This is a genomic window from Microcoleus sp. A6-C6 (assembly GCF_036705955.1).
Taxonomy (GTDB): Bacteria; Cyanobacteriota; Cyanobacteriia; order Cyanobacteriales; family Microcoleaceae; genus Microcoleus.
Window position 1 is genome coordinate 1 of record NZ_JAUBVR010000034.1, and the last position, 20,579, is coordinate 20,579.

Below are 20,579 nucleotides of genomic sequence, written 5' to 3' on the forward strand. Positions count from 1 at the left end.
AGGAAGAAGGAAGAAGGAAGAAGGAAGAAGGAAGAAGGAAGAAGGAAGAAGGAAGAAGGAAGAAGGAAGAAGGAAGATTTTCCCAATCTCCCCCTCTCCCAATCTCCCAATCTCCCCCTCTCCCAATCTCCCCCTCTTCCAATCTCCCAATCTCCCCCTCTCCCAATCTCCCCCTCTCCCCCCTCTTCCGACCCTCCCACTCCCCCAATCTCCCCCTCTCCCCTTCCCCCAGTCAGGTGATTCCTCTGGAGGAAGCTCGATCGCCCTTTCGCCACCTAAATTAAAGAGTAGCAATGGAGGATTCGATCGCACAAACCATGAAACTGCTCAACCACCGCACTCGACCCTTTCTTTCCGCCGGCATCCTGGCCCTGGCCTACTTTGTCACCGGAAAACTCGCAGCGTCCGTACTGGGACTGGTGAAAGCCGAAGCCTCGCCCGTGTGGCCGCCCGCAGGCATTGCTTTGGCGGCAGTGCTGCTACAAGGGCGACGGATGTGGCCGGGAATTGCCCTCGGTTCGGTGCTGTTAAACTCTACTTCCGGTATACCCTCGGCTGTCGTGGTCACATCGGCCTTTAGCGTCACCATGCAAGCGCTGGTGGGGGAATCCGCGTTGAGGCGCATCGGATTTTGTACTAAGCTCGATCGACTGCGAGATGTTGTGGGTTTGGTGGCGGGCGCTGTCATCGGGTCTACTTTGGTCGGTTCTACCCTCGGCAATTTGGGTACGTGCATTTTTGGTTGGGATCAGTGGAGCAATTTCTCTCGGAATTGGTGGACTACGTGGCTCGGAGACGGTATGGGAATCTTGATCGTCACACCGGTGCTGCTGACTTTAAATTACGCCTTTAAAAGTTTTCATGTTTCAAGAAAAGATCGAATTATTTCAAATTTTTTAGCATTTTTAAACTGGGCAAATTACCGCTTGCCAATTACTAATTATTTATCCAAATTTCAGGGAATTAAAAATCGCTATAACCTGCAAAATTTACTTTTAAATTATTCAGAAATAGCTCTATGGCTGACTTTATTGCTAAGCGTAAGCTGGCTGGTTTTTTGCTCGAAAACACAAGCTGCGAGCGCTCTGTATCCGCTGGAGTATTTGCCTTTTCCTCTGATAGTTTGGGCCGCTTTGCGATTTCGTCAGCCGGGAGCAATTTTTGCTTATTCGATCGTCTCTTATATCGCAATTTGGGGAGCTGTGCAGGGAGGCGGCCCGTTTCTGGTCAAAAGCGAAAATTTGCAACAGGCGGTTTTATTCTTACAAGCTTTTACCGGTACGATCGCCCTTGTGGCCCTGATGTTGGCTGCCGCCGTGGCTGAACGCGAGCAAGCGCTGGAGTTCGTGCGCCGCACGGCCGCTCTGTTGCGCGATCGCGAAGCCAGTTTAGCTAACGCTCAGCGCATCGCTCAGTTGGGAAATTGGGATTTAAATTGCGCCGCCGTCGCCACAATTGAAAACTGCGCAGAATCCCCAGAACATCATATATCTAATATCGAATTGCGGTGGTCGGATGAACTTTATCGCCTCTTGGGTTTGACTCCGGGAACTGTTAAACCAACACCAGAAGTTTTTTTGCAGACGGTACATCCAGAAGACCGAGAATTGGTGGCGCGATCGCAATCTCAAGCGATGTTCGATCGCCAACCCTATTCCATTAACTATCGAATTGTACTCACCGACGGCTCCGAGCGCACTGTCTGCGAACAGTCGGCAATTAACTCCAACGTCATCGCCGCCACAGTCCAAGATGTTACCGAACGCCACCGCGCGGAAGCTGCTTTGCGGGCTTCCTCCGAGCGCGATCGGCTGCTCTCAGAAATGGCCCTGCGAATTCGCCAATCCCTCGATCTCGAAGCAATTCTCAATACTACTGTTGCCGAAGTCCGGCAATTTTTCAAGGCCGATCGCGCTTTCATCGGTATTATGGACGCGGGCGGGGCAAATCTTCCTAGCCCGGTGTACGGTAAAATTGTCGCTGAGTCTGTCGTCCAATACCGTTCTATTTTGGGGTTGTTGCTCACTGACGAGAATCACCTCGAAAAGCAGAAAACTTTTTATGCTAACAACCGCGTCCGAATTGTCTCCGATACTGCTACGGTGCAAAGGGGCGATCGAGTTGTCCAATTATACAGCGACTATCAAATTCGGGCGACGTTAAATGTGCCGATCGTCCTCGGCGATGAACTTTTCGGAATCTTGGCCGTCAACCAGTGTTCTGGGCCCCGCCAGTGGCAGGAATTTGAAATTGATTTATTAGAAAAACTGGCTACCCAAGTCGCGATCGCCCTCCAGCAAGCCCAACTTTTGCAGCAGGTAAAAGATCTCAATGCCAACTTGGAATCTCAAGTGGAGGAACGCACCAGCCAACTACAGCAAAAAATGCACGAATTGCAAGAAAGCAACCGCCTGAAAGACCTATTTTTGCACGCAGTTTCTCACAATCTCCGCACTCCAGTTATGGGAATGTTAATCCTGCTGAAAAATTTGCTCAACAAATCGGCATCTGATTGTCCACAGGATGTTCCGGTTTCGCGATCGATCTTGGAGCGCATCGTGCAGGCTAGCGAACACCAATTGACTATGGTTAATTCCCTCCTCGACGCTCATGCTAGCGAAGTCAAAGGTATTTTCATCCATCCCGAACCGCTGCATTTGCAGTCTTTAACTTCAGCAATTATTGCCGATTTAGATCCGATATTGGAAAAAAACCAAGCAACTTTAACTCAGGAAATACCGACGAATTTGCCGCGAATTAATGCCGACAGTAAACTCTTACAACGGGTGTTAGAAAATCTGCTGACTAATGCGATCAAACACAATCATCCGGGAGTCAATATAATTTTTAAAGCCGAGGTGATTGAAGTTGAAAAAGCGCTAATTGCTCAAGAGAATTTACAGGTTTTAACATCCCAAAATAATCCCGTCGCCCGCTGTATCGCTAACCGGATATTTGAAAAGGGCGATCGCACTTCGATACTCGACCAGAAAAAACAGAAAATCCGCGCCAAATTTCACCTCGATGGCAGTTGCCAAATGCCCCGCTATCAGAGTCAAATTGGCAATATCGGCAGCAAATTGCCCGGTGTCACCGTAAAAATGGTTCGCTGCACTGTAACAGACAATGGAGTGGGAATCAGCGCCAAACAGCGGGAATCTCTGTTTGAACTTTACGTTCAAGACCCCAATAGCCCACAATTAACAGGGCTGGGTTTGGGATTGTACCTCTCCAAGCAAATTATCAAAGCTCATGGCGGCGAAATCGGTGTAGAAAGCACTCCCGGAGGTGGCTCGACTTTCTGGTTTTCGCTACCTGCTGTCAACATCTAGGGCTAACGTGCTGCGCACCCTACATTAAGTTATGAACTATCCAGGCCATGAAAAATCAGTTCAGGCGTTAACGGTTTACGAAGTGTGGCGCGATCGCTTCCTCCGAGATCGGCTGCGCCCTGCTGTCGCAATTGCCATCTTTTTTGCCTTCACAATAACTGTCTATTTTCTGGGCGAAAGATTCTTCGCTCACCAAGAGTTTAAAAGTGTTTATTTGTACACGAGCGCTGCTGTAGAATTGGGTTTATTGACCTGTTTTGTGTTGCAAAAAACCTCCTTCGGACAGCGCTATCCCGGTTTGCTATTTTTGGGTTTTTCGTGGTCGCTGACGCTGGTTGTACAGCTTGGGCTAGCTGTCGCACAAGCCGGGGAATTACCAATTTTTACCTGGAGTTTAGCGTTTCTGATCCAAGCTACGCTGATGCCCGTCCGCTGGCGACTTCACCTAATTTCTCAACTAGGCGTTTTGTGCTGCCATGTCGGCATAAATTTGGTTTTAAATCTAAGTTTTGCTAAGTATACTCCTTTTAAGTTGACCGGGTTGTACTTATATTTGTTTTGGTTTTGTTTGATTTGCGATTTGTCGGTTTATTGGTACGAATGTCTGCAACGGAAAGAGTTTAGTACCAGGCGTGAGTTGGAATCTGCTTACCAGCAGTTGGAGGTGGCGGAGGCGAAGTACCGCAGCATTTTTGAGAATGCTGGCGAGGGAATTTTTCAAAGCACTCCCGACGGCCGCTATATTACGGCTAATCCAGCTTTGGCACGGATTTACGGCTGCGATTCCCCGGAAGAAGTGACCGCAAAGTTTACTGATATCGAGCGGCAGTTGTATGTCGATCCGGTTCGCAGAAATGAGTTTTTGCGATCGATCGCCGGAAGTAACACAGTCTCGGATTTTGAGTCGCAAATTTATCGCTCAGACGGCAGTATTGTCTGGATTTCCGAGAAAGCGCGGGCGGTACGAGATAGCAGCGGTTCCGTGCTTTATTATGAGGGTTTGATTGAGGATATCACGCAGCGCAAACAGGCACAAGAATCGCTGCGGGTGTTTATTCACGCTCTTTCTCACGACTTGCGCAACCCGGTAGCGGGAATGTTAATGGTGCTGAAAAATTGGCAGACGAAAACAGGGGATTCGATCGCAATTCCCCGTTCTATTTTGGAGCGGATGATTCAAGGTAGCGAGCAGCAATTGCGGTTGATAAATTCGCTGTTGGAAGTTCACGCCGGGGAATTGCGCGGTTTGGTTCTGCACTGCGATCGGGTAGATTTGAGGGCATTAGTTGAAGCTACGGTCACAGATTTGGAGCCTTTAATCAATGAGGCGCAAGCTACTTTTACAAATTTATTGCCTGATAATTTGCCCGCCGTGAACGCTGACACGACTCAGTTGTGGCGCGTGTTTTCTAATTTAATTGCTAATGCTTTGAAGCACAATCTGCCTGGATTGAATTTAACGGTTTCCGCTCAAGTTATAAATGCGGAAAAATTAATTATAAATCAAAAGGAAGCGAAACAGGACATAGAGAAATTACCGATTACCACCCTTCGGCTTCGCTCAGGGCAAGATTACCGATTACCAATTCCCAATTCCCAATTCCCAATCCCCAATTTCCCAAGTAGTATGATTTACTGTACAGTAGAAGATGACGGCGTGGGAATATTGCCGGAACAGTGCGAACATCTGTTTGACCTTTACGTTAGGGGCGATCGATCCAGACACTCCGTCGGTTTGGGTTTGGGTTTATATCTTTGTCGGCAAATTATTAATGCTCACGGCGGGGAAATTGGGGTAATTAGCAGTCCCGGTGCTGGGGCAATTTTTTGGTTTACTTTGCCGCTGGCTGAAAATTCCCGGTGAGTTGTTTGTATTCTTAACTAGATTTGATCATTCAGTTTAAGCGTAACAGGTGGGTTGCGTACAGGTGCAGCAAAATTAGTCGATCGCACTATTGATGTTAATTTCAAACAGTGCTACAATCGCCGGAATATTTATCATTTTTTTTTGTTCCACCTTCATATTTTCTTTATAAACAGCATTTAAGATAGAAAACCCCTAAAACTAGAGAACAGACCTGCAATTTATGTTTGTCGAAAACAGCTCAGAAAATACAGATAAAAACGATGCAGCGAGGTACGACTTAGCCAAATATAACGAGCGGTCGTTCTCAACGTTAATTCGGGCGCTCCGTCTTTCCCAAGGTTACTTTTCTTTCGTTTTAGTCAACTGCAACTCCCTGGCTTTGCGGCAGCAAATAGTCGATCGACTACAAGCAACTTGTACCCAGAAACCGCAGCCACTATTTGTGCCAAAATCGGCGACATCTCTCTACACGACAATCGCAGCATTCGTAGACGACGAACCGCCTCCAGCTTTAATGATCCTCGGTTTGGAGTCAGTGGAGTCGATCGATAGACTTTTGCTTTCTACCAACCTAGTATGCAGCGAATTCAGCAAAAAATTTGCCTTTCCCGTCGTCTTTTGGGTGACGGATGAAATTCTGAGAAAAATCATCCGCACCGCCCCAGATTTATACAATCGGATGACAACAATTAGATTCATTAGTCAGTTGACAGTTAACAGTTGACAGTTGACAGTTGACAGTTAGTCAACTGCAACCGAGGGTGAGCAAGTTCTTAATTGTTGAAACCCTTAATTTTCTTTCTTCTTTCTTCTTCCTTCCTTCTTCCTTCTTCCTTCTTCCTTCTTCCTTCTTCCTTCTTATTTAAATTTTGCTTCCCAAATCAGGACTAATTCCCCCGCCGCCGCAGTACCCTCAGCCGGAAAATCGGGCAAAAAGTCTTTATCCGCCGCCACCTCATAAGGCCCTTCCTTGAACTCCAAAATCACGGTATCCGGTACCAAGGCTACCAGGGTGTGAATAGTACCCTCTGGAAGTTCCACAGCGCGAGTGGGCCCGCTAGCGCTAACTCGCAACGATCGCAATATTTGACCATTTTCGTTCAAAATCAGAATACCCACTTCTCCTTGAATCACCACAAAAAACTCAAAACCGTTAACGGAGGGCGCGCGCAGGTGTCGGTGAGGGCGCACGTAAGTACCCATTTGCAGCACGTTGACAAACCGCTGCACCTTTTCCGTCAAATCGTGGAAATTGTAGTTTTGTCGCCCGCGGGGACTGCTGCGGGAGGAAGCTGCAACTTCGTCTAGCAATTCTTGCGTCAAACACTTAATCGGAGCAGGCTGCACAACAGATATCCTGTATTTAATAGTTTTTGAACAAATCGGCTAGGCTGAGATCATGTTTACCAGCATCTCTCTTGACATATGAAAATCGCAAATCAGGTGCGTATCACTAAGGCAATGCGTTTGTCAAGTATTTTTAGAACAAGTATTAGCTCGATCGCCCTTTTGACTATTCTAGTCTGCGCCAGTGCCGTTTCTGCGTCAGAACCGAGGGCGGCACTCTTGGTTACGCAGGAATTGCCCCAGCAGCAACTGAAAGACGAAATTCGCGATCAAGTTCAAGAAGAAGTTGACATCGCTTTTGGGCGCACGGCGGTACTACTCAACGGGTTGGTAATTGCCTTAACTTTGTTGCCGACAGCAGCCGGAGTCGGTGTTTGGTTTCTGTGGAGCAAACTGTCAAAGCAGACAACAATTGCTCGCCAAGAAATCGAAAGTCTCCACTATGATACCATCTCTCAATTAAAACTATTAATTTCTGATGCTGAAAGTATCTTAGGCGAAATTCAACACCAAAGTCACCCAGCGGATGTAGAAACAGACCTTTTGTTGCCGGATGCTCAAATTCAAGAATTTGCTCCGGTTAACTACGGCAATTATCAACAGTTATTGACGGCGGATGACTATGCTAAACAGGGAGATGCTTGTTTCTTTGAAAACCGCTATGAAGATGCGATCAGTGCTTACAATCAAGCACTGCAAATTCAGCCGGATTTAGCCGATACTTGGAACAACCGGGGAGTTGTGCTGACTAGAATGCAGCGGTATCCAGAGGCGATCGCATCCTACGAACAAGCTACCACAATTCGCCCGACTTATCCCGACGCTTGGAACAACCGAGGCGTGGTATTATTGGAGTTGCAGAAGTACCCGGAGGCGATCGGCTGTTACGAACAAGCAATTCAAGCCAAACCCGATTATGCCGACGCTTGGAACAACCGAGGCGTTGCCTTTTCCAAAATGCAGGAGTACGAACAAGCAGTCATTTCTTACAATCAAGCGCTACAAGTCAAAAACGATTATACTGACGCTTGGAACAATCGAGGCGTGGCACTCTCCAAATTGCAAAAGTACGAAGCGGCGATCGAGTCCTACGACAATGCTGCTAAAATTCGACCTGACTTTTACAGAATATGGTACAATAAAGCCCGATGTTATGCGCTCCAAGGCAAAATTGATTTAGCAATTGAAAATTTAAACCGCGCAGTGAATCTCAATCCTAATTTGTGCAAAGAGTTGGCAAAAACTGAAGCTGATTTAGAAAAACTTCGCGAACACGATGCCTTTAAGCAGTTGATAAGTTAATACATGGTGGATAGTAAGAAACCGGGTTTCTACGAATAATTTCGGTTCAGTACAAGAAATTTAGAAAGAAACCCGGTTTCTGAGATTAGGTGTAAGAAACCAGGCTTCTAAGATTAGCGTACACCCAGACTTTGTAAGTAGCTAGAAACCGGGTTTCTCCGAATGATTTCGCTGGAGTATGAAAAATCTAGCAAGAAACCCGGTTTCTGAGATTAGCGTGTACCCAGACTTTGTAAGTAGCGAGAAACCAGGTTTCGTAGAACTTTTAGGAACTTACAAATATTTCTGCAACAACAAACCCATTTTCTCCTTAGTTGCGGCCGGCACTTTGTCCAGCGGAGTCAGAATTGCATATTTCAAAGCTGAATGTGCGTCAGAAACAGGAGGATTTTCGGTTAGCCTCCGCACAGTTTCTTGAATTACTTTTTGAGCATTTTCAGCATTGCGGTGCAAATTGGCAATTACCATTTCTACTGTTACGCTGTCGTGTTCGGTATGCCAGCAGTCGTAATCGGTGACTAATGCTAAAGTTGCGTAGGCAATTTCGGCTTCTCTGGCTAATTTTGCTTCGGGCAAATTTGTCATCCCGATGACTGTTGCATCCCAACTGCGGTAAAGATTTGATTCTGCTTTGGTGGAAAATGCGGGGCCTTCCATGCAGACGTAGGTGCCGCCGCGATGCAAGGAAACGTCGGGCAGGTTCAAGGATTCGATCGCACTTACTAACACTTTAGCCAATTCCCCGCAAATCGGATCGCCAAAGGTGATATGACCGACTATTCCTTCTCCGAAAAATGTAGAAGCTCGATTTTTTGTGCGATCGATAAACTGATCTGGTACTACCATATCTAAAGGTTTGGCTTCTACCTTGAGGGAACCAACCGCCGACGCTGAGATTAAATACTCAACTCCCAGACTCTTCATCGCATAAATATTTGCCCGATAAGGGACTTCTGAGGGCAAAAAGGTGTGGTTGCGGCCATGTCTTGCCAGAAATGCGACGGGCGTACCGTCTAATGTTCCCACAATGGCTGCATCAGATGGCGCGCCAAAAGGTGTATCGATTTTCACCTCTTCAACATCCTTGAGGGCCTCCATCTTGTATAAACCGCTGCCGCCGATAATGCCGATTTTTGCCTGTGCCATTTGACTCTCTGCTTGAGTTTTACTTAGTGATTCTATCGGGCCATTGTTAAGTTTGCGTAAAGATAATTTAATTTTTATGGCAATTGTTACGGTAAACACACTGTATTGTCACAAAATAAGTATGATCTTAATCACAACGTATCTTTACGAAATCTTTAAAAATAAAGGTACAGAGTTCTGTGATCTATTTTTAAGGTGTTAAAAGAATGACAGTCAGTTCTGCTAGTGTACCCAAAATCGCGATCGAGGCGATCGTCCAACGAATTTTTGCTTTCCGCCAAATTACGCCTCTCGACAGGCGGCTGCTGAAGTCTGCAATGCTTTCGACAACCCGTCTCAACGAGAAGGATAGGTGTCAGATTAACCGAGTGCATCAGGGAATCCAAGATGGATTGATTCTGGTTGTGGAATAGATTAACTTTAAAAATTTGTGTTTGAGTCTGTATCTGCTGCGACGAAAGTTCGGGCGGTAATCTGTTTTCGGCGATCGAGTTTTGAAATAAAAAATAAGATAATCTCCGATAGTTTCATTTGTCCACAGCTAGAAAGGGCGATCGTTTTGTTAAAGTTTTACTAGCTGCGGATGTCTAGGATTCGGCATTAACTATTAGGAATTAAAATTTAGCAGCCAAAAGCCTGTATAAGTCATGCCAGTATCATCGGGCTGGACTAATAAGAAATGCAATCCTTTACTTAATTGCTTGCGCTGTTGGTAAACTTCGGCGGAGGCTTTTACTTCGCTATCTTCAAAAGTCGCGACAACCCATCTATCGGCTAATCCAGCTTCCAAAATTAATCCGTCGGGAGCTCCGGCGATATAGTTCAATGCGAAGGGTTTGGCATCCTGAAGCCATCTAGCCAACCGCATTGACTGTCGCCCGCCGTCAATCACAACTCCCGGTACGGGTACTGTGGAGGCTAAGCCCAAATTCAGCGGTAACAACAATTCTGGCATTTCTAATATTGGCAGGGGACGCCCTGCGAAGGCTTCTGCGATGTCGCCGGCGGGTAGGGATGCAAAACGCCAGCTATCGCCCCACAGGTTTTCGGGTAGGGGAAGGGGTGGTGGTGTGTCAAGGGCGATCGCCCGATAAGCTTCACCTGTATAATTAGGCAGACTGGAATATTCTTGGGCGCGTTGTTGCAGCAGGGTTTTCAAAGCCGCAGTGCGTCGAGTCGCTTCTACTTTGACACCCAAAACTTTGCCCGCAGCTTCGATTAAACCGAGAGACTGAGGCCTAAATACTTGAATTATGTCGGGCAATTTCTGGGTTAGCGCTTGCTGCTGGAATTGGGCGGCTAGCCAATTAGAGTTTGCTTCTGACTGGCGACAAAGGGCGCTAAATTGAAATGTTTGTGCCCAGTCGCAGATGAGGAGTTCCCACAATGGTTTGCCGGTTTCGTCTCGGAGAGGGCGGCGGTAGAAATCGGCTTGCCAAATACGCATGGGAATTTAAGAGTTAATGTCAACCTAATTTTAATCTGGTTTCGATCTGCGATCGGGTTTTAGCGGTTTTCTCGCCGGGCTTACGTTGTAAGGTAATACTGAAGCGTGCAAAAGTTAAATGTGGAAAATTTTATTATGTCAAGTAACGTAAACGCTATAAGTTTGTAGTGAGGAATGCCAGTCCTCTTCAAGTTCAGAGGACTTGCATTCCTCGCTACAAACCAATTTTATTGCGGTTGTTCTAGGGGACATAATATAATTTTGGAGGGGAAATTCGCCCTGGGCAGATTTTTGCCTGTAGAAGTGACAAAAAACTTAATCCTTTAATTGTGCACCGTACCGTCGGGCAAGATTGTACCTGTTAATCTAGCTCCCGTGAGTTTTACCATAACCCGATCGCCATAACCGATTTTAGCACCTGTTAAATCCGCACCGCTCAAGTCTGCACCACTCAAATCGGCTCCGATTAAATTAGTTTCTCTCAAATTGGCATTGATCAAACAAGCTCCTAACAGGTTAGCTCTAAACAAGTTAGCTTTTTGTAAATTCGCACCTGTGAGGTTGATGTTGTGCAGAAAAGTATCGCTTAAATCAGCTTCACTCAGGTTGGCATTGCTCAAGTTTCTCCCTGAAAAATCCTTTTCTTTTAACGCAGCTCCTTTGAAGTTGGAACCGCTTAAATCGGGGGCTTGTGGCGCAGCTTGGCGGTAAGACGGAGATGGCTGCGGCGATTGGTAGCGGGAGGTATCTGAATAGGGCCCCGTCGGATTTGCAGAAGAGTTTCCACCATAATTTCCCGCATAATTGCCAGCATATTTTCCTGAAGAGGGCTCGGAATAGTAGCGGGGCTCTTTTGGTGTTGCTGGCGACGGCTGGGTGTTTTGTTGCTGACTGTCTTGATACTGAGTATTTCTGTACTGAGTGTTTTGTTGCTGACTGTCTTGGTACTGAGTATTTCTGTACTGAGTGTTTTGTTGCTGACTGTCTTGGTACTGAGTATTTCTGTATTGAGTATTTTGCTGCTGGGTGTTTTGCTGCTGAGTGTTTCTGTACTGAGTATTTTGCTGCTGGGTGTTTTGCTGCTGGGTGTTTCTGTACTGAGTATTTTGCTGCTGGGTGTTTTGCTGCTGAGTATTTTGCTGCTGGGTTTTTTGCTGCTGAGTATTTTGTGGCTGGGTGTGTTTGTGCTGAGTATTTCTGTGCTGAACGTTCTGATTATCACCTCTGGGATGAATCGATCGCAATTGTTCGCGAGCTTGATTAATTTCCTTAATCTTTTCTTCAGCTTTATGTAGTAGTCTAGGATTATCTTTGGGGATGCGATCGGGGTGCCAAATGAACGCTAAATCCTTGTAGGCTTGAGTAATTTCTTCTCGGGAAGCTCCCGGCAAGATTCCCAGCACTTTATAATATTGGTCGAGGTCGTTCATATTACCACCTTTCGCTTTAAGAAATTATTAACTAAAAATTAAGATCGGAGCAAAAACGGCTATAAAAGCTTGTTTGTCCGATCGTACATTGGATGCACTATAACTCAGCTAAGCTACTGCTGGCAAAAAGTCTCGGATTAGCTGCAAATATGTGGTGGCATCCTCCAGCATTGGGAAGTGAGCTGTATTGGGAATTATAACAAATTCTACTTTTTTGCTGAGGGAGGCTGCTTGCTCTGCCATGACGGCGGGGATAATTTGATCGAACTCTCCGGCTACAAGCAGCGTGGGAACACTCAACCGTGCGAATTCTTGGGGCATTTCCTCGGCTGCTCTCTTGCTGACTGCTGTCACCATTGTACCGATCGCAGCTTCCTCGTCAGCCATTAAGAAATCCTTGAGAAATGCTAAACTGACCGCTGTGGGGAGGGAACGGCGGAGAAATCTGGCCATAAAGATGCGATCGGCAAACGGGATAGAAGCCAGCCAAGACGGGCGAAATTTGACCACATAGCCGCCGAATTTGTGAAAGGTGGTGAAGGATTTCTCGTCATATTCAAAAATACCGCTGCAAGTGAGTATGGCTTTTTCTACTTTTTCGGGGTAAAGGTTGAGAAATAAAGTCGCAATAGATGCTCCTGTGGAGTGAGCATTCAGAAAGACTCGGCTTAAATTCAGAGATGTTAATAATTCCGCTAAGTCGTGGGCGTAGGTTTCGAGTTCGTAGCTGGACTCAGGAGGTGATGGCGGTAAGGGCGATCGACCAAAACCTCTCATATCATACAGCAAACAATCAAAATCATCAGCAATAGCCCGCGCCGTGCTTTCCCAGTAGCGCGCCGAGCCTGCCCAGCCGTGGAGAAATACCATTACTGGTTTGCCGCTGGGTTGGGCGCTGTTGTCTGCGGTTATCCACTCGTAATAATGTTCTACACCGCCAATTGAAAGAAAAGCCATGAGCTTAATTTTAGATTTTAGATTTTAGATTTTAGATTTTAGATTGTAACTCATAATTGTTAAAGCTAAATACTCATCTCAAAAAATCTGGGTTAATCAGGGGCGATCGCGTCTGGGTTAGCAGAATTCGTATAATGTAAGCATAAAAAGATTCACCGACAATTTATTATGAAAGAATTAAATAAATTAGAATTGGATGGAATCAAGAATATGGGGGCAGTTAAGACTCAGGTAAAGCTGACAAATGCCATAGATGAAGCTCTAATTAGTCGCGGATTGCTCGCGCCTCGGCTGTTGCGCGAGTGTGAAACAGAAGCTCTAGTCGATACAGGATCGGTTTACCTAGTAATTTCAGCAGAAATTTTGCAGCAGCTAGGTTTGCGGATTATAGGACAGCAGGCTGTTAAGTATGCCGATGGTCGTCAAGACACAGTAGGAGTAACGGAGGCTATATTAATTGAAATTGATGGACGCAGGACTACGGAGGATGCTCTGGTGACAGGTGATGAGGTATTAATTGGTCAGGTGGTTTTGGAGAAGTTAGATTTGCTCGTGGATTGTAAGAATCAGCAGTTAATCAGGAATCCAACTAATCCTGATTATCCTGTGACTTATATCAAGCGAACAGGGGGATAATAAAAAATATAATACCTAGCCACAACAAGTAAGGTACGTCAGTTGAGAAACCAAAATTTTTTCTACAAAACCGAAAACTGACGCACTCTACAACAGAACTACAAATGATTCATCAAAAAATCAGCGTCAATCAGCGTCAATCCGCCCACATCTGCGGTCAAAAATATCCAAAAATCTCAAACAGCAGAAGCAGCCAGCCAAAACAAACCATCCACCAAAAGCGTGCTCAAAACGGCTCCGCTGAAGGCGCGCCAGTGCAATTGCTTGTCGCGCAAACTCACCAAACCCACTGTTAGCAACACAGCGATTAAAACTAAAGCGCAACTTATGCCCCAAGGAGTGTCAATTTGCCCGATCGCACTTTGAAAAATCGGCATCGCGAATTCCGGTTCTGCGTGCATGACTTTGCGCCAGTAAGGCATCAACCCAGTTAAATAAAAATATAAATCAGTAATAGCCGTGCCAAATAGGGAGCCCAAGTAAAAATAACTGCCAACTTTTCCCCAGGATTTGTTCAAGCACCAAACAGCAAAAGGCAAGCCAATTGCTTCTATAGGTAGATGTAAAATAGGTTCCCATCTAAACCAGCCCCAATAGATGGAACCTGCCAGCCAACATCCGGCAAATCCTAATAATAAATCTCCCCACAGTTGGGTTTTGGGGCGAAAAATTAGCACTAAACTGAGGACGAACCAGGGAATTGTGGAAAGCAAGCTGATAGTTGGATATAATCTAACTAAAGGTGCTTGCACGAAGACGGGAATTGAGACTAAGAATGCTGAGGCGCTAAATATTAGCCACTGTTTGATGCTGTTGGTTTTGTCAGAAGTGACAGAATTTTCTAGGCGGGAAACGGTGACAATAGGTGCGATCGCAGATGATACTAAATCTAAATTAAACAACTGATTGGACTCCGTACTGTTTCAATAGGTGGACTAAAAATTTTGCTGCGGTTGTGGGTGCGGCTGTCTCAGTGCCGGCGGCTGTGTGGCTGATGTGCCAGCCTTTTGCCGTTTGGGGCGATCGCCATAAATCTAAATGTGCGATCATTGGATCTGCATAAAAGCTGTCTCCACGGCTGCCGAGAATGGCTGAACTCCAGTGCGTGAAGCTATCGTGGCTGATGCGGTGGATGGGAAAAGTGCCCCCCAGGGGTACTCCCCAGCCGTCTAGGGCAAAAAATGCCCCGACTTGGCCGCCTAGTTGCTGCCACATCCAAGCCGCCCCGATCGCCCCAGCTACTCCTGCCGAAAAGCTGACAAATACTAAACTTTCTCCGGCTAAGTCTTGGCTGCACAAAAAGTGCAATATGTCAAGGGCTGAAAAAGGCGGATGTTTATGAGCGGGAAAAATTTTGGGTCGATCGACTATTTGCGGATTTTGCCGAGGATATTCGTCTTCCCAAACCTCCGAAAGTCCCGCTAGGAAACAATCAGTGAGTTTTGGTTCGTGAACTCCGGGGCAAATTACCAGTCTCATCGTACTTCAATAATATTAGTTACAAGCTTAACATAACTTTACGTTATTTGTATACCTAATAAATTATATACCATGCGGGGGGATAGGATGTTAAACTAAGAATAGAGTGCTGTTTGAAGGTTATCCCCCCAAATTTAACGCTGGGAACGCTCCAAACCGCTGGTATCTGAGACAAAGTGAGAAAGTCTTAAGAAAACATAAAACTTAACAGACCTGTCCGGCAGTCCGGCAGAGGTTTAAACCCCTTGCGGTATTGCCGGTTAAGTCAAAAACATTCAAATTGAGGAATACAAAGTGGTTGCTTCTCCAGAAAAAATTGAGTTAAAAACATCTGCTGCACCGGCAAGTAACGATCGCGTTGCAGTCTTGCTGATGGGTTACGGCGAAGTCGAAAGCTACGACGATTTTGCCAACTACAACGAACAAGCTTTAAATTTACTTACCGCCAAATTCGCGCCCGTACCGACTTGGATTTATCCGCCGCTGGCAAAGATTTTAGCAATCTTTGACTTGCACGAGTGGAGTCACCAACACGGTCAATTTGTTTCGCCACACAATGCTATTTTTGAACAGCAGCGCGCCGGGATTGAAAAGAATTTGCAGGAAAAATGGGGCGATAAAGTAAAAGTTTTCAAAGCTTTTAACTTTTGCGCGCCGTTTTTGCCGGAACAAGTAATTGCTGAAATTAAATCGGAAGGATTTGATAAAATCCTGATTTATCCGCTGTTGGTAGTTGATTCTATTTTCACTAGCGGCATTGCAGTGGAACAGGTGAATAATGCTTTAGTCAAAACGACTGATGGCGGCGAACATTGGGTAAAAGGACAGCGCTACATTCCTTCTTTTTACGATGAACCGGCTTACATTCAGCTAATGGCTGATATGGTGGAAGAGGAAATTAAGAACGATTTGGCTGTGGCGCATTTGCCTTCTCAGATTGGGATTGTGCTGATGAATCACGGTTGTCCGCACAAGGCGAAGGGTTTTACTTCGGGAATTGTGGAAAGTCAGGCTTTGTACGATCGCGTGCGGGAACGTTTGATGTATCGCTATCCTTTGATTTCGGTGGGTTGGCTGAATCATGACACGCCTCTGATTGAGTGGACTCAGCCGGATGCGACGTTGGCTGCGAAGAATTTGATTGATTTGGGTGCAACTGCGATCGTGTTTATGCCGATCGGATTTGCGACGGAAAATCACGAAACTTTGTTAGATGTTGATCACATTATTGAGTCTTTGCAGAAACAGCGTAAAGGTGTAACTTACCGCAAATTGCCTTGCGTGAACGATCGTCCTGAGTTTCTGAAAATGGCGGCTGAGTGGGCAAATCCGCAGATTGAAGCGTTGTTGAGTGAAAGTGCGATGGCGGTGAATCCGAGTTTGGCTGTTCGGGATCATGCACATTCTCATGGAGATCATGGGCATTCTCATGGAGATCACGGTCATTCTCACGGCGGCCATTCTCACGGTGATCACGGGCACAGCCACTAATAGGGCTTGGGTCTGAGAGATCAGAAACCGGGTTTTTTGCGAAGATACTGCGTTGAAATGGCAGATTTAGTGAAAAACCCGGTTTCTTTGTGGGAGTGGGTAAATCGAGATTGATTAATAAATTTAACCCTTTAAAAATTCTACTGTTTGAATGGCAGGGGGGTAGGTATCATCATCTAATTGCCCTTACTGGTTGCTTCGATCAAGATTACCTAAATTAAACAAAGTTTCTGTATACTCTTGCGGGAAAGCCTCAAGATTTCTGACAGTTAAAGCATTTTCATAACACTTTTTCGCCAGTTCGATATTCTCTGCTTTGTCTCCCCTGATTCTCTCACCGTAGGCTGTTGCCAGATTATTTTGCGTCGCAGCCCAATATTCGGGAAAGGCATCGCGGGGGAGGACGGATAATGCAGCAGTGTAAGATGCGATCGCCCGTTCGATATTGTCAGTTTTATCTCCCCTGATTCTGTTACTGTAGGCAATTGCCAGATTGTTTTGCGTGCCGGCCCAATTTTCGGAAAAGGCATCGCGGGTGTAAACGGATAAAGCATTGGTGTAAGATGCGATCGCCATTTCGATATTCTGAGCTTTCTCTCCCCTGATTCTCTCACTGTAGGCTGTTGCCAGATTATTTTGCGTCGCAGCCCAATATTCGGGAAAGGCATCGCGCGTGAGGACGGATAATGCAGCAGTGTAAGATGCGATCGCCAGTTCAATATTCTCTGCTTTATCTCCCCTAATTCTGTTACGGTAGGCTGTTGCTAGATTATTTTGCGTAATAGCCCAATATTCGCGAAAAGCATCACGGGTGCGGACGGATAATGCAGCAGTGAAATATGCGATCGCCAGTTCGATATTCTGTGCTTTATCTCCCCTAATTCTTTTACGGTAGGCTTCTCCCAGATTATTTTGCGTCATAGCCCAATATTCGGGAAAAGCATCGCGGGTGTAAACTTCTAAAGCATTGGTGTAAGATGCGATCGCAACTTCTATATCATCAGCCCTCTCTCCCCTGATTCTGTTACTGTAGGCAATTGCCAGATTATTTTGCGTCGCTGCCCAATTTTCGGGAAAGGCATCGCGGGTGTAGACGGTTAATGCAGCAGTGAAATATGCGATCGCCATTTCGATATTATCAGCCGTCTCTCCCCTGATTCTGTTACTGTAGGCTGTTGCTAGATTATTTTGCGTCTTAGCCCAATATTCGGGAAAGGCATCGCGGGTGTAGACGGATAATGCAGCAGTGTAAAATGCGATCGCCCTTTCCAAGTTACTCGCACGATCGCGTACAGGATATTGTTGGTAAAGATTCCCCAGTCGCCCCAAAGCAGCCGCCTCTCGTAGGCTATCTTTCAAACTCCTAGCAATTTCTAAAGACTTCTGATATAGATCAAATACCAGTTCCCACAATCCTAAGTCACGGTAAATATCACCTAACTCTAACAAAGTGTCAGACTCCGCCTGGGGTAAGTTCAATTTTCTTTGCAAAGCAAGTGACTTGTCAAAGAAATGAATTGCCCGATCGATCTCCTGTGAATAATCCTGTGCTTGGCGCGTCTTTACCCGATTTGCATAAGCATTAGCAACTCGATTGTATAGGGTTGCTAATGCAGGAGTTTCCATAGCTTGTTGCTCCAGATTTTCCACCTGTTCTAACAGTTCATCTAGGGGTAAACTCAGTCTTCTCTCTGGCTCAATCAGCAGAGAACTTTCCCCAGTCTGGTTAACTACATCCGTTTCTTGCACCGCAGGCGACACAAATCGAAATACGCCACTCCGCCAACTCCAAAAATCCGGTGCTTCCAGACTCAAGCGACTCAGAATATTTGGTGTTACCCAAAGTACAATGGGAAAAGGAAACTCCCGCAACCCCTCCCGCGTCCATTGCAAATAACCGAAAAAACGGCTTAACTCCGACCGATGATTAGAGTCAGCTTGTGACACAAACTCCCTCAAAGCCTCAGTTCCCGTTACAGTAATTGCGGCTAATGCCTGGGGCGCTTTTAACTCTGGGTTATCTTTGACAAGTTGCTCCAACCCCGATCTCAGGCTAGGTTCTTTTTGATTCAAAACCACGCGATAACTGGGGATATGGGGAGCAAGTTCTGCCTCGTAACGATTAATAATCTGGGTTTGAAAATCTCCCGGTTTACAGGAGGCAATCAACAATGACAATACACCTTGACTTGCTTCAATTAAAGAGACAAGGCCATCGTAACTATCCTCATTGATTGATTTATCGTCCACGATCTCAGTGTTGAGCATTTACCCCTCCGATCCAATGAGTCCACGCCGCTGCAATATTTCCTGAACTACTGGATGGACTCCAAACCACAAATCGTCGTTGCGATATTCTAAGATATAGAGCGTGTGCAATAAATCTAGGAAATCCTGATCCATCCCATCTTTGGGTAAATAATTTTCGTAGACATTCACTAGAATTTGATAGCGGTTTTCTCCAAGGGGTTCTGTTAAATTAATCCGATATTCTTTAATAGCGTTTTTCAAAATCTCAGACGTAATTATCAAATCTTGCTTGTCTGGTGTGCGACGTAACTGCTTCAAACATAACCCACAGCACTGACTAGCCAAACGAATAAATTCTCGCAATGCACCACCACTTTTGACGATCATCATCTGAGTTGCTTCCGGTTCAATCAACTGCTTGGGGATTCGCTTGTAAAGAATTTCCTCAAATACTTTTACCGCTTCTGCGACAGGAGAGGCATTTGGAACTCTATCTTCTCCACGCGGAAACAACTTTGTCGCCCACATGGATTGAATCTTATTATTGGTGGCATTATGAATAATTCCTCGCAAGGACAGATCTCGTGTCGCTGCCATTGGCATTGTATAAATAATCCGAAATTGAGGCTGAAACAACGCACTGATATTATTTCGATAAACACGATCGACAATCTCTAGATCGAGTTTATCAAGATCATCAATCACGACCATAATTTCTTGTCCGCACCCCGCTTGAATCGCGCTAGCGATATCGTTAATCCGATCAATTAAGTCGGAAATACGTCTCGAAAACTCAATCGTAATTTCCTCACGAATCACAGAGTTGGCTTTCAAAGTTGCTTTCAACTTGGCAAAGAATTTCACAAACCAAGCATTTACACCAGCTTCTCCACTCGTTTCTAGCTCAATGCTCGAATCAATTGAACTTCCCTCTGTTCGAGTATGTTTACTAAACCACTGATAAAAAGCTTTTTTTGTTTTAGAACCGATTCTGATATGGCGTTCTTCTGCTGCTTCCATAAGCTTTACTGCCATAGCAAACAAAATGTTGACATGATTCACATCTGACATTTCAATCAGGTCAGAGATTGAAAAGAACACGACAAAGTAGCGATTCTGCGTGTTCTGGCAAAATTGACCCAGCAATGTCGATTTGCCTGACCCACGATGCCCCGTAAAAATGATTTTGTTATTGTCTGGCGAGCAATCTTCAACCAAATGCTCCAATTCTTCTAAAATCTCAGTGCCATATTCCACATGAAATTTATTCAGTTGCTCTACTGTGACCAAAGGAAGTAACTGAAGATTCTGGAAGGCTGTTTGGAAGGCTTCTAGGCGCTGGTTAGTCATAGGGAATATATATAGACTATAACTATTAGTTTATCACAATGCCTTGTAATCTCACCCCTCTACTGCTAAATCTTCGCTTGGACGTAAGTCCCACTTGAGTTGGTCGGCAACATTTTAGTTAAATCTCTTCATACTTCTTATAAAATGCGACTATTCAAACGCTCGTATTCATCTTCGAGTAGCCACATTTTAGCAGATTCGTAATTATCACTGGCAAATATAGTTTTATAGTTTTTTGCTGGATTGTGGATACAAAAAATACCTGACTTTTCCTTAACTAACATCAGGTTATAAGGAGGAGAGATCAGAGTATCAGCCCAGATTTCTGCAAACTCCCACTCAGTTTCGGCTTTTTGAGTTCCGGGGAGATGTTTGTCAATGAGACTGGTTCTGGTTTCTAGAGTAAGTTCGCGGTCGATTCCACTCATATTGATTTGTTATGACTGGTAATTATATTTTAGCATATTTGCTACAACTATCCCAATTTCTTAGTCCGTGGAAGCGGACTTTGTTTGTCTAGGGGCGGTTAAAACCGCCGACTATTA

At 45.5% G+C, this 20,579-nt stretch carries 17 protein-coding genes and 1 pseudogene; 8 read left to right on the plus strand and 10 right to left on the minus strand.

Annotated features, from left to right (window positions below):
- The 4 genes and pseudogenes from QUB52_RS15335 to QUB52_RS15350 form a co-directional block, all read left to right on the plus strand.
- Positions 1-284: pseudogene (locus QUB52_RS15335) on the plus strand (hypothetical protein); the annotation flags it as partial.
- A 33-nt stretch (positions 285-317) separates the two neighbouring features.
- A complete protein-coding gene (locus tag QUB52_RS15340; protein WP_442923190.1) occupies positions 318-3,332 on the plus strand; it encodes a sensor histidine kinase in 3,015 nt (1,004 codons plus the stop codon).
- A gap of 31 nt (positions 3,333-3,363) precedes the next feature.
- Positions 3,364-5,196 (plus strand): PAS domain-containing sensor histidine kinase, encoded by a 1,833-nt coding sequence (locus tag QUB52_RS15345; RefSeq protein WP_332973299.1) that lies wholly within the window; start codon positions 3,364-3,366, stop codon positions 5,194-5,196.
- Positions 5,197-5,419: 223 nt separating this feature from the next.
- Positions 5,420-5,923, plus strand: coding sequence for a hypothetical protein (locus QUB52_RS15350; RefSeq protein ID WP_332973301.1), 504 nt, complete (start codon positions 5,420-5,422; stop codon positions 5,921-5,923).
- A gap of 134 nt (positions 5,924-6,057) precedes the next feature.
- Here QUB52_RS15350 and QUB52_RS15355 read toward each other — a convergent pair whose 3' ends face one another.
- Positions 6,058-6,546: a WbuC family cupin fold metalloprotein gene (locus QUB52_RS15355; protein WP_265238904.1), complete on the minus strand. Its 489-nt coding sequence runs from the start codon at positions 6,544-6,546 to the stop codon at positions 6,058-6,060.
- Between the two features lie 96 nt (positions 6,547-6,642).
- Here QUB52_RS15355 and QUB52_RS15360 point away from each other — a divergent pair, with 96 nt between their 5' ends.
- Positions 6,643-7,848, plus strand: coding sequence for a tetratricopeptide repeat protein (locus QUB52_RS15360; RefSeq protein ID WP_332973303.1), 1,206 nt, complete (start codon positions 6,643-6,645; stop codon positions 7,846-7,848).
- A 273-nt stretch (positions 7,849-8,121) separates the two neighbouring features.
- On the opposite strand, the gene QUB52_RS15365 is transcribed toward QUB52_RS15360, so the two are convergent.
- The gene (locus QUB52_RS15365; protein WP_265238902.1) at positions 8,122-8,994 is read right to left on the minus strand and encodes an S-methyl-5'-thioadenosine phosphorylase; all 873 of its coding nucleotides are present in this window, start codon (positions 8,992-8,994) and stop codon (positions 8,122-8,124) included.
- Positions 8,995-9,200: 206 nt separating this feature from the next.
- Here QUB52_RS15365 and QUB52_RS15370 point away from each other — a divergent pair, with 206 nt between their 5' ends.
- Positions 9,201-9,407: a hypothetical protein gene (locus QUB52_RS15370; RefSeq protein ID WP_265238901.1), complete on the plus strand. Its 207-nt coding sequence runs from the start codon at positions 9,201-9,203 to the stop codon at positions 9,405-9,407.
- A gap of 194 nt (positions 9,408-9,601) precedes the next feature.
- Here QUB52_RS15370 and QUB52_RS15375 read toward each other — a convergent pair whose 3' ends face one another.
- From QUB52_RS15375 to QUB52_RS15385, 3 genes are all read right to left on the minus strand, one after another.
- The gene (locus tag QUB52_RS15375) at positions 9,602-10,441 is read right to left on the minus strand and encodes a Tab2/Atab2 family RNA-binding protein (RefSeq protein WP_265238900.1); all 840 of its coding nucleotides are present in this window, start codon (positions 10,439-10,441) and stop codon (positions 9,602-9,604) included.
- Between the two features lie 323 nt (positions 10,442-10,764).
- The gene (locus QUB52_RS15380) at positions 10,765-11,871 is read right to left on the minus strand and encodes a pentapeptide repeat-containing protein (protein ID WP_332973304.1); all 1,107 of its coding nucleotides are present in this window, start codon (positions 11,869-11,871) and stop codon (positions 10,765-10,767) included.
- 108 nt (positions 11,872-11,979) lie between these two features.
- Positions 11,980-12,828, minus strand: a complete 849-nt coding sequence (locus QUB52_RS15385; RefSeq protein WP_332965819.1) for an alpha/beta fold hydrolase — start codon at positions 12,826-12,828, stop codon at positions 11,980-11,982.
- Between the two features lie 168 nt (positions 12,829-12,996).
- Between QUB52_RS15385 and QUB52_RS15390 the strand changes: the two genes are divergently transcribed.
- Positions 12,997-13,464, plus strand: a complete 468-nt coding sequence (locus tag QUB52_RS15390) for an aspartyl protease family protein (RefSeq protein WP_332965818.1) — start codon at positions 12,997-12,999, stop codon at positions 13,462-13,464.
- A gap of 176 nt (positions 13,465-13,640) precedes the next feature.
- Here the strand turns inward: QUB52_RS15390 and QUB52_RS15395 are convergent, their stop codons facing one another.
- Together QUB52_RS15395 and QUB52_RS15400 are read right to left on the minus strand one after the other, a co-directional pair.
- Entirely contained in the window at positions 13,641-14,366 is a 726-nt protein-coding gene (locus QUB52_RS15395; protein WP_265238896.1) for a DUF3120 domain-containing protein, read from the minus strand.
- Complete coding sequence (locus QUB52_RS15400; RefSeq protein WP_332973306.1) at positions 14,359-14,943, minus strand: hypothetical protein; 585 nt, start codon at positions 14,941-14,943, stop codon at positions 14,359-14,361. Before QUB52_RS15400 ends, QUB52_RS15395 begins: the two co-directional genes overlap by 8 nt.
- A gap of 294 nt (positions 14,944-15,237) precedes the next feature.
- Here QUB52_RS15400 and QUB52_RS15405 point away from each other — a divergent pair, with 294 nt between their 5' ends.
- Positions 15,238-16,434, plus strand: coding sequence for a ferrochelatase (locus QUB52_RS15405; protein ID WP_332973307.1), 1,197 nt, complete (start codon positions 15,238-15,240; stop codon positions 16,432-16,434).
- A gap of 186 nt (positions 16,435-16,620) precedes the next feature.
- Here QUB52_RS15405 and QUB52_RS15410 read toward each other — a convergent pair whose 3' ends face one another.
- The 3 genes from QUB52_RS15410 to QUB52_RS15420 all read right to left on the minus strand — a co-directional run bounded on the left by QUB52_RS15410 (position 16,621) and on the right by QUB52_RS15420 (position 20,462).
- Positions 16,621-18,702, minus strand: a complete 2,082-nt coding sequence (locus QUB52_RS15410; RefSeq protein ID WP_332973309.1) for a tetratricopeptide repeat protein — start codon at positions 18,700-18,702, stop codon at positions 16,621-16,623.
- Positions 18,703-20,034 carry an ATP-binding protein gene (locus QUB52_RS15415; protein ID WP_332973311.1) on the minus strand — a complete coding sequence of 444 codons (1,332 nt, stop codon included), beginning with the start codon at positions 20,032-20,034 and terminating at the stop codon, positions 18,703-18,705.
- A gap of 137 nt (positions 20,035-20,171) precedes the next feature.
- Positions 20,172-20,462 carry a hypothetical protein gene (locus QUB52_RS15420; RefSeq protein ID WP_332973312.1) on the minus strand — a complete coding sequence of 97 codons (291 nt, stop codon included), beginning with the start codon at positions 20,460-20,462 and terminating at the stop codon, positions 20,172-20,174.
- Between the last annotated feature and the right edge of the window lie 117 nt (positions 20,463-20,579).

What these genes read in the sequence shown, in the direction of transcription:
- QUB52_RS15340 (WP_442923190.1), top strand. Translation starts at nt 318, where the DNA reads ATGAAACTGCTCAACCACCGCACTCGACCCTTTCTTTCCGCCGGCATC.
- QUB52_RS15345 (WP_332973299.1), top strand. Translation starts at nt 3,364, where the DNA reads ATGAACTATCCAGGCCATGAAAAATCAGTTCAGGCGTTAACGGTTTAC.
- QUB52_RS15350 (WP_332973301.1), top strand. Translation starts at nt 5,420, where the DNA reads ATGTTTGTCGAAAACAGCTCAGAAAATACAGATAAAAACGATGCAGCG.
- QUB52_RS15365 (WP_265238902.1), bottom strand. Translation starts at nt 8,994, where the DNA reads ATGGCACAGGCAAAAATCGGCATTATCGGCGGCAGCGGTTTATACAAG.
- QUB52_RS15370 (WP_265238901.1), top strand. Translation starts at nt 9,201, where the DNA reads ATGACAGTCAGTTCTGCTAGTGTACCCAAAATCGCGATCGAGGCGATC.
- QUB52_RS15375 (WP_265238900.1), bottom strand. Translation starts at nt 10,441, where the DNA reads ATGCGTATTTGGCAAGCCGATTTCTACCGCCGCCCTCTCCGAGACGAA.
- QUB52_RS15380 (WP_332973304.1), bottom strand. Translation starts at nt 11,871, where the DNA reads ATGAACGACCTCGACCAATATTATAAAGTGCTGGGAATCTTGCCGGGA.
- QUB52_RS15385 (WP_332965819.1), bottom strand. Translation starts at nt 12,828, where the DNA reads ATGGCTTTTCTTTCAATTGGCGGTGTAGAACATTATTACGAGTGGATA.
- QUB52_RS15390 (WP_332965818.1), top strand. Translation starts at nt 12,997, where the DNA reads ATGAAAGAATTAAATAAATTAGAATTGGATGGAATCAAGAATATGGGG.
- QUB52_RS15400 (WP_332973306.1), bottom strand. Translation starts at nt 14,943, where the DNA reads ATGAGACTGGTAATTTGCCCCGGAGTTCACGAACCAAAACTCACTGAT.
- QUB52_RS15410 (WP_332973309.1), bottom strand. Translation starts at nt 18,702, where the DNA reads ATGCTCAACACTGAGATCGTGGACGATAAATCAATCAATGAGGATAGT.
- QUB52_RS15415 (WP_332973311.1), bottom strand. Translation starts at nt 20,034, where the DNA reads ATGACTAACCAGCGCCTAGAAGCCTTCCAAACAGCCTTCCAGAATCTT.
- QUB52_RS15420 (WP_332973312.1), bottom strand. Translation starts at nt 20,462, where the DNA reads ATGAGTGGAATCGACCGCGAACTTACTCTAGAAACCAGAACCAGTCTC.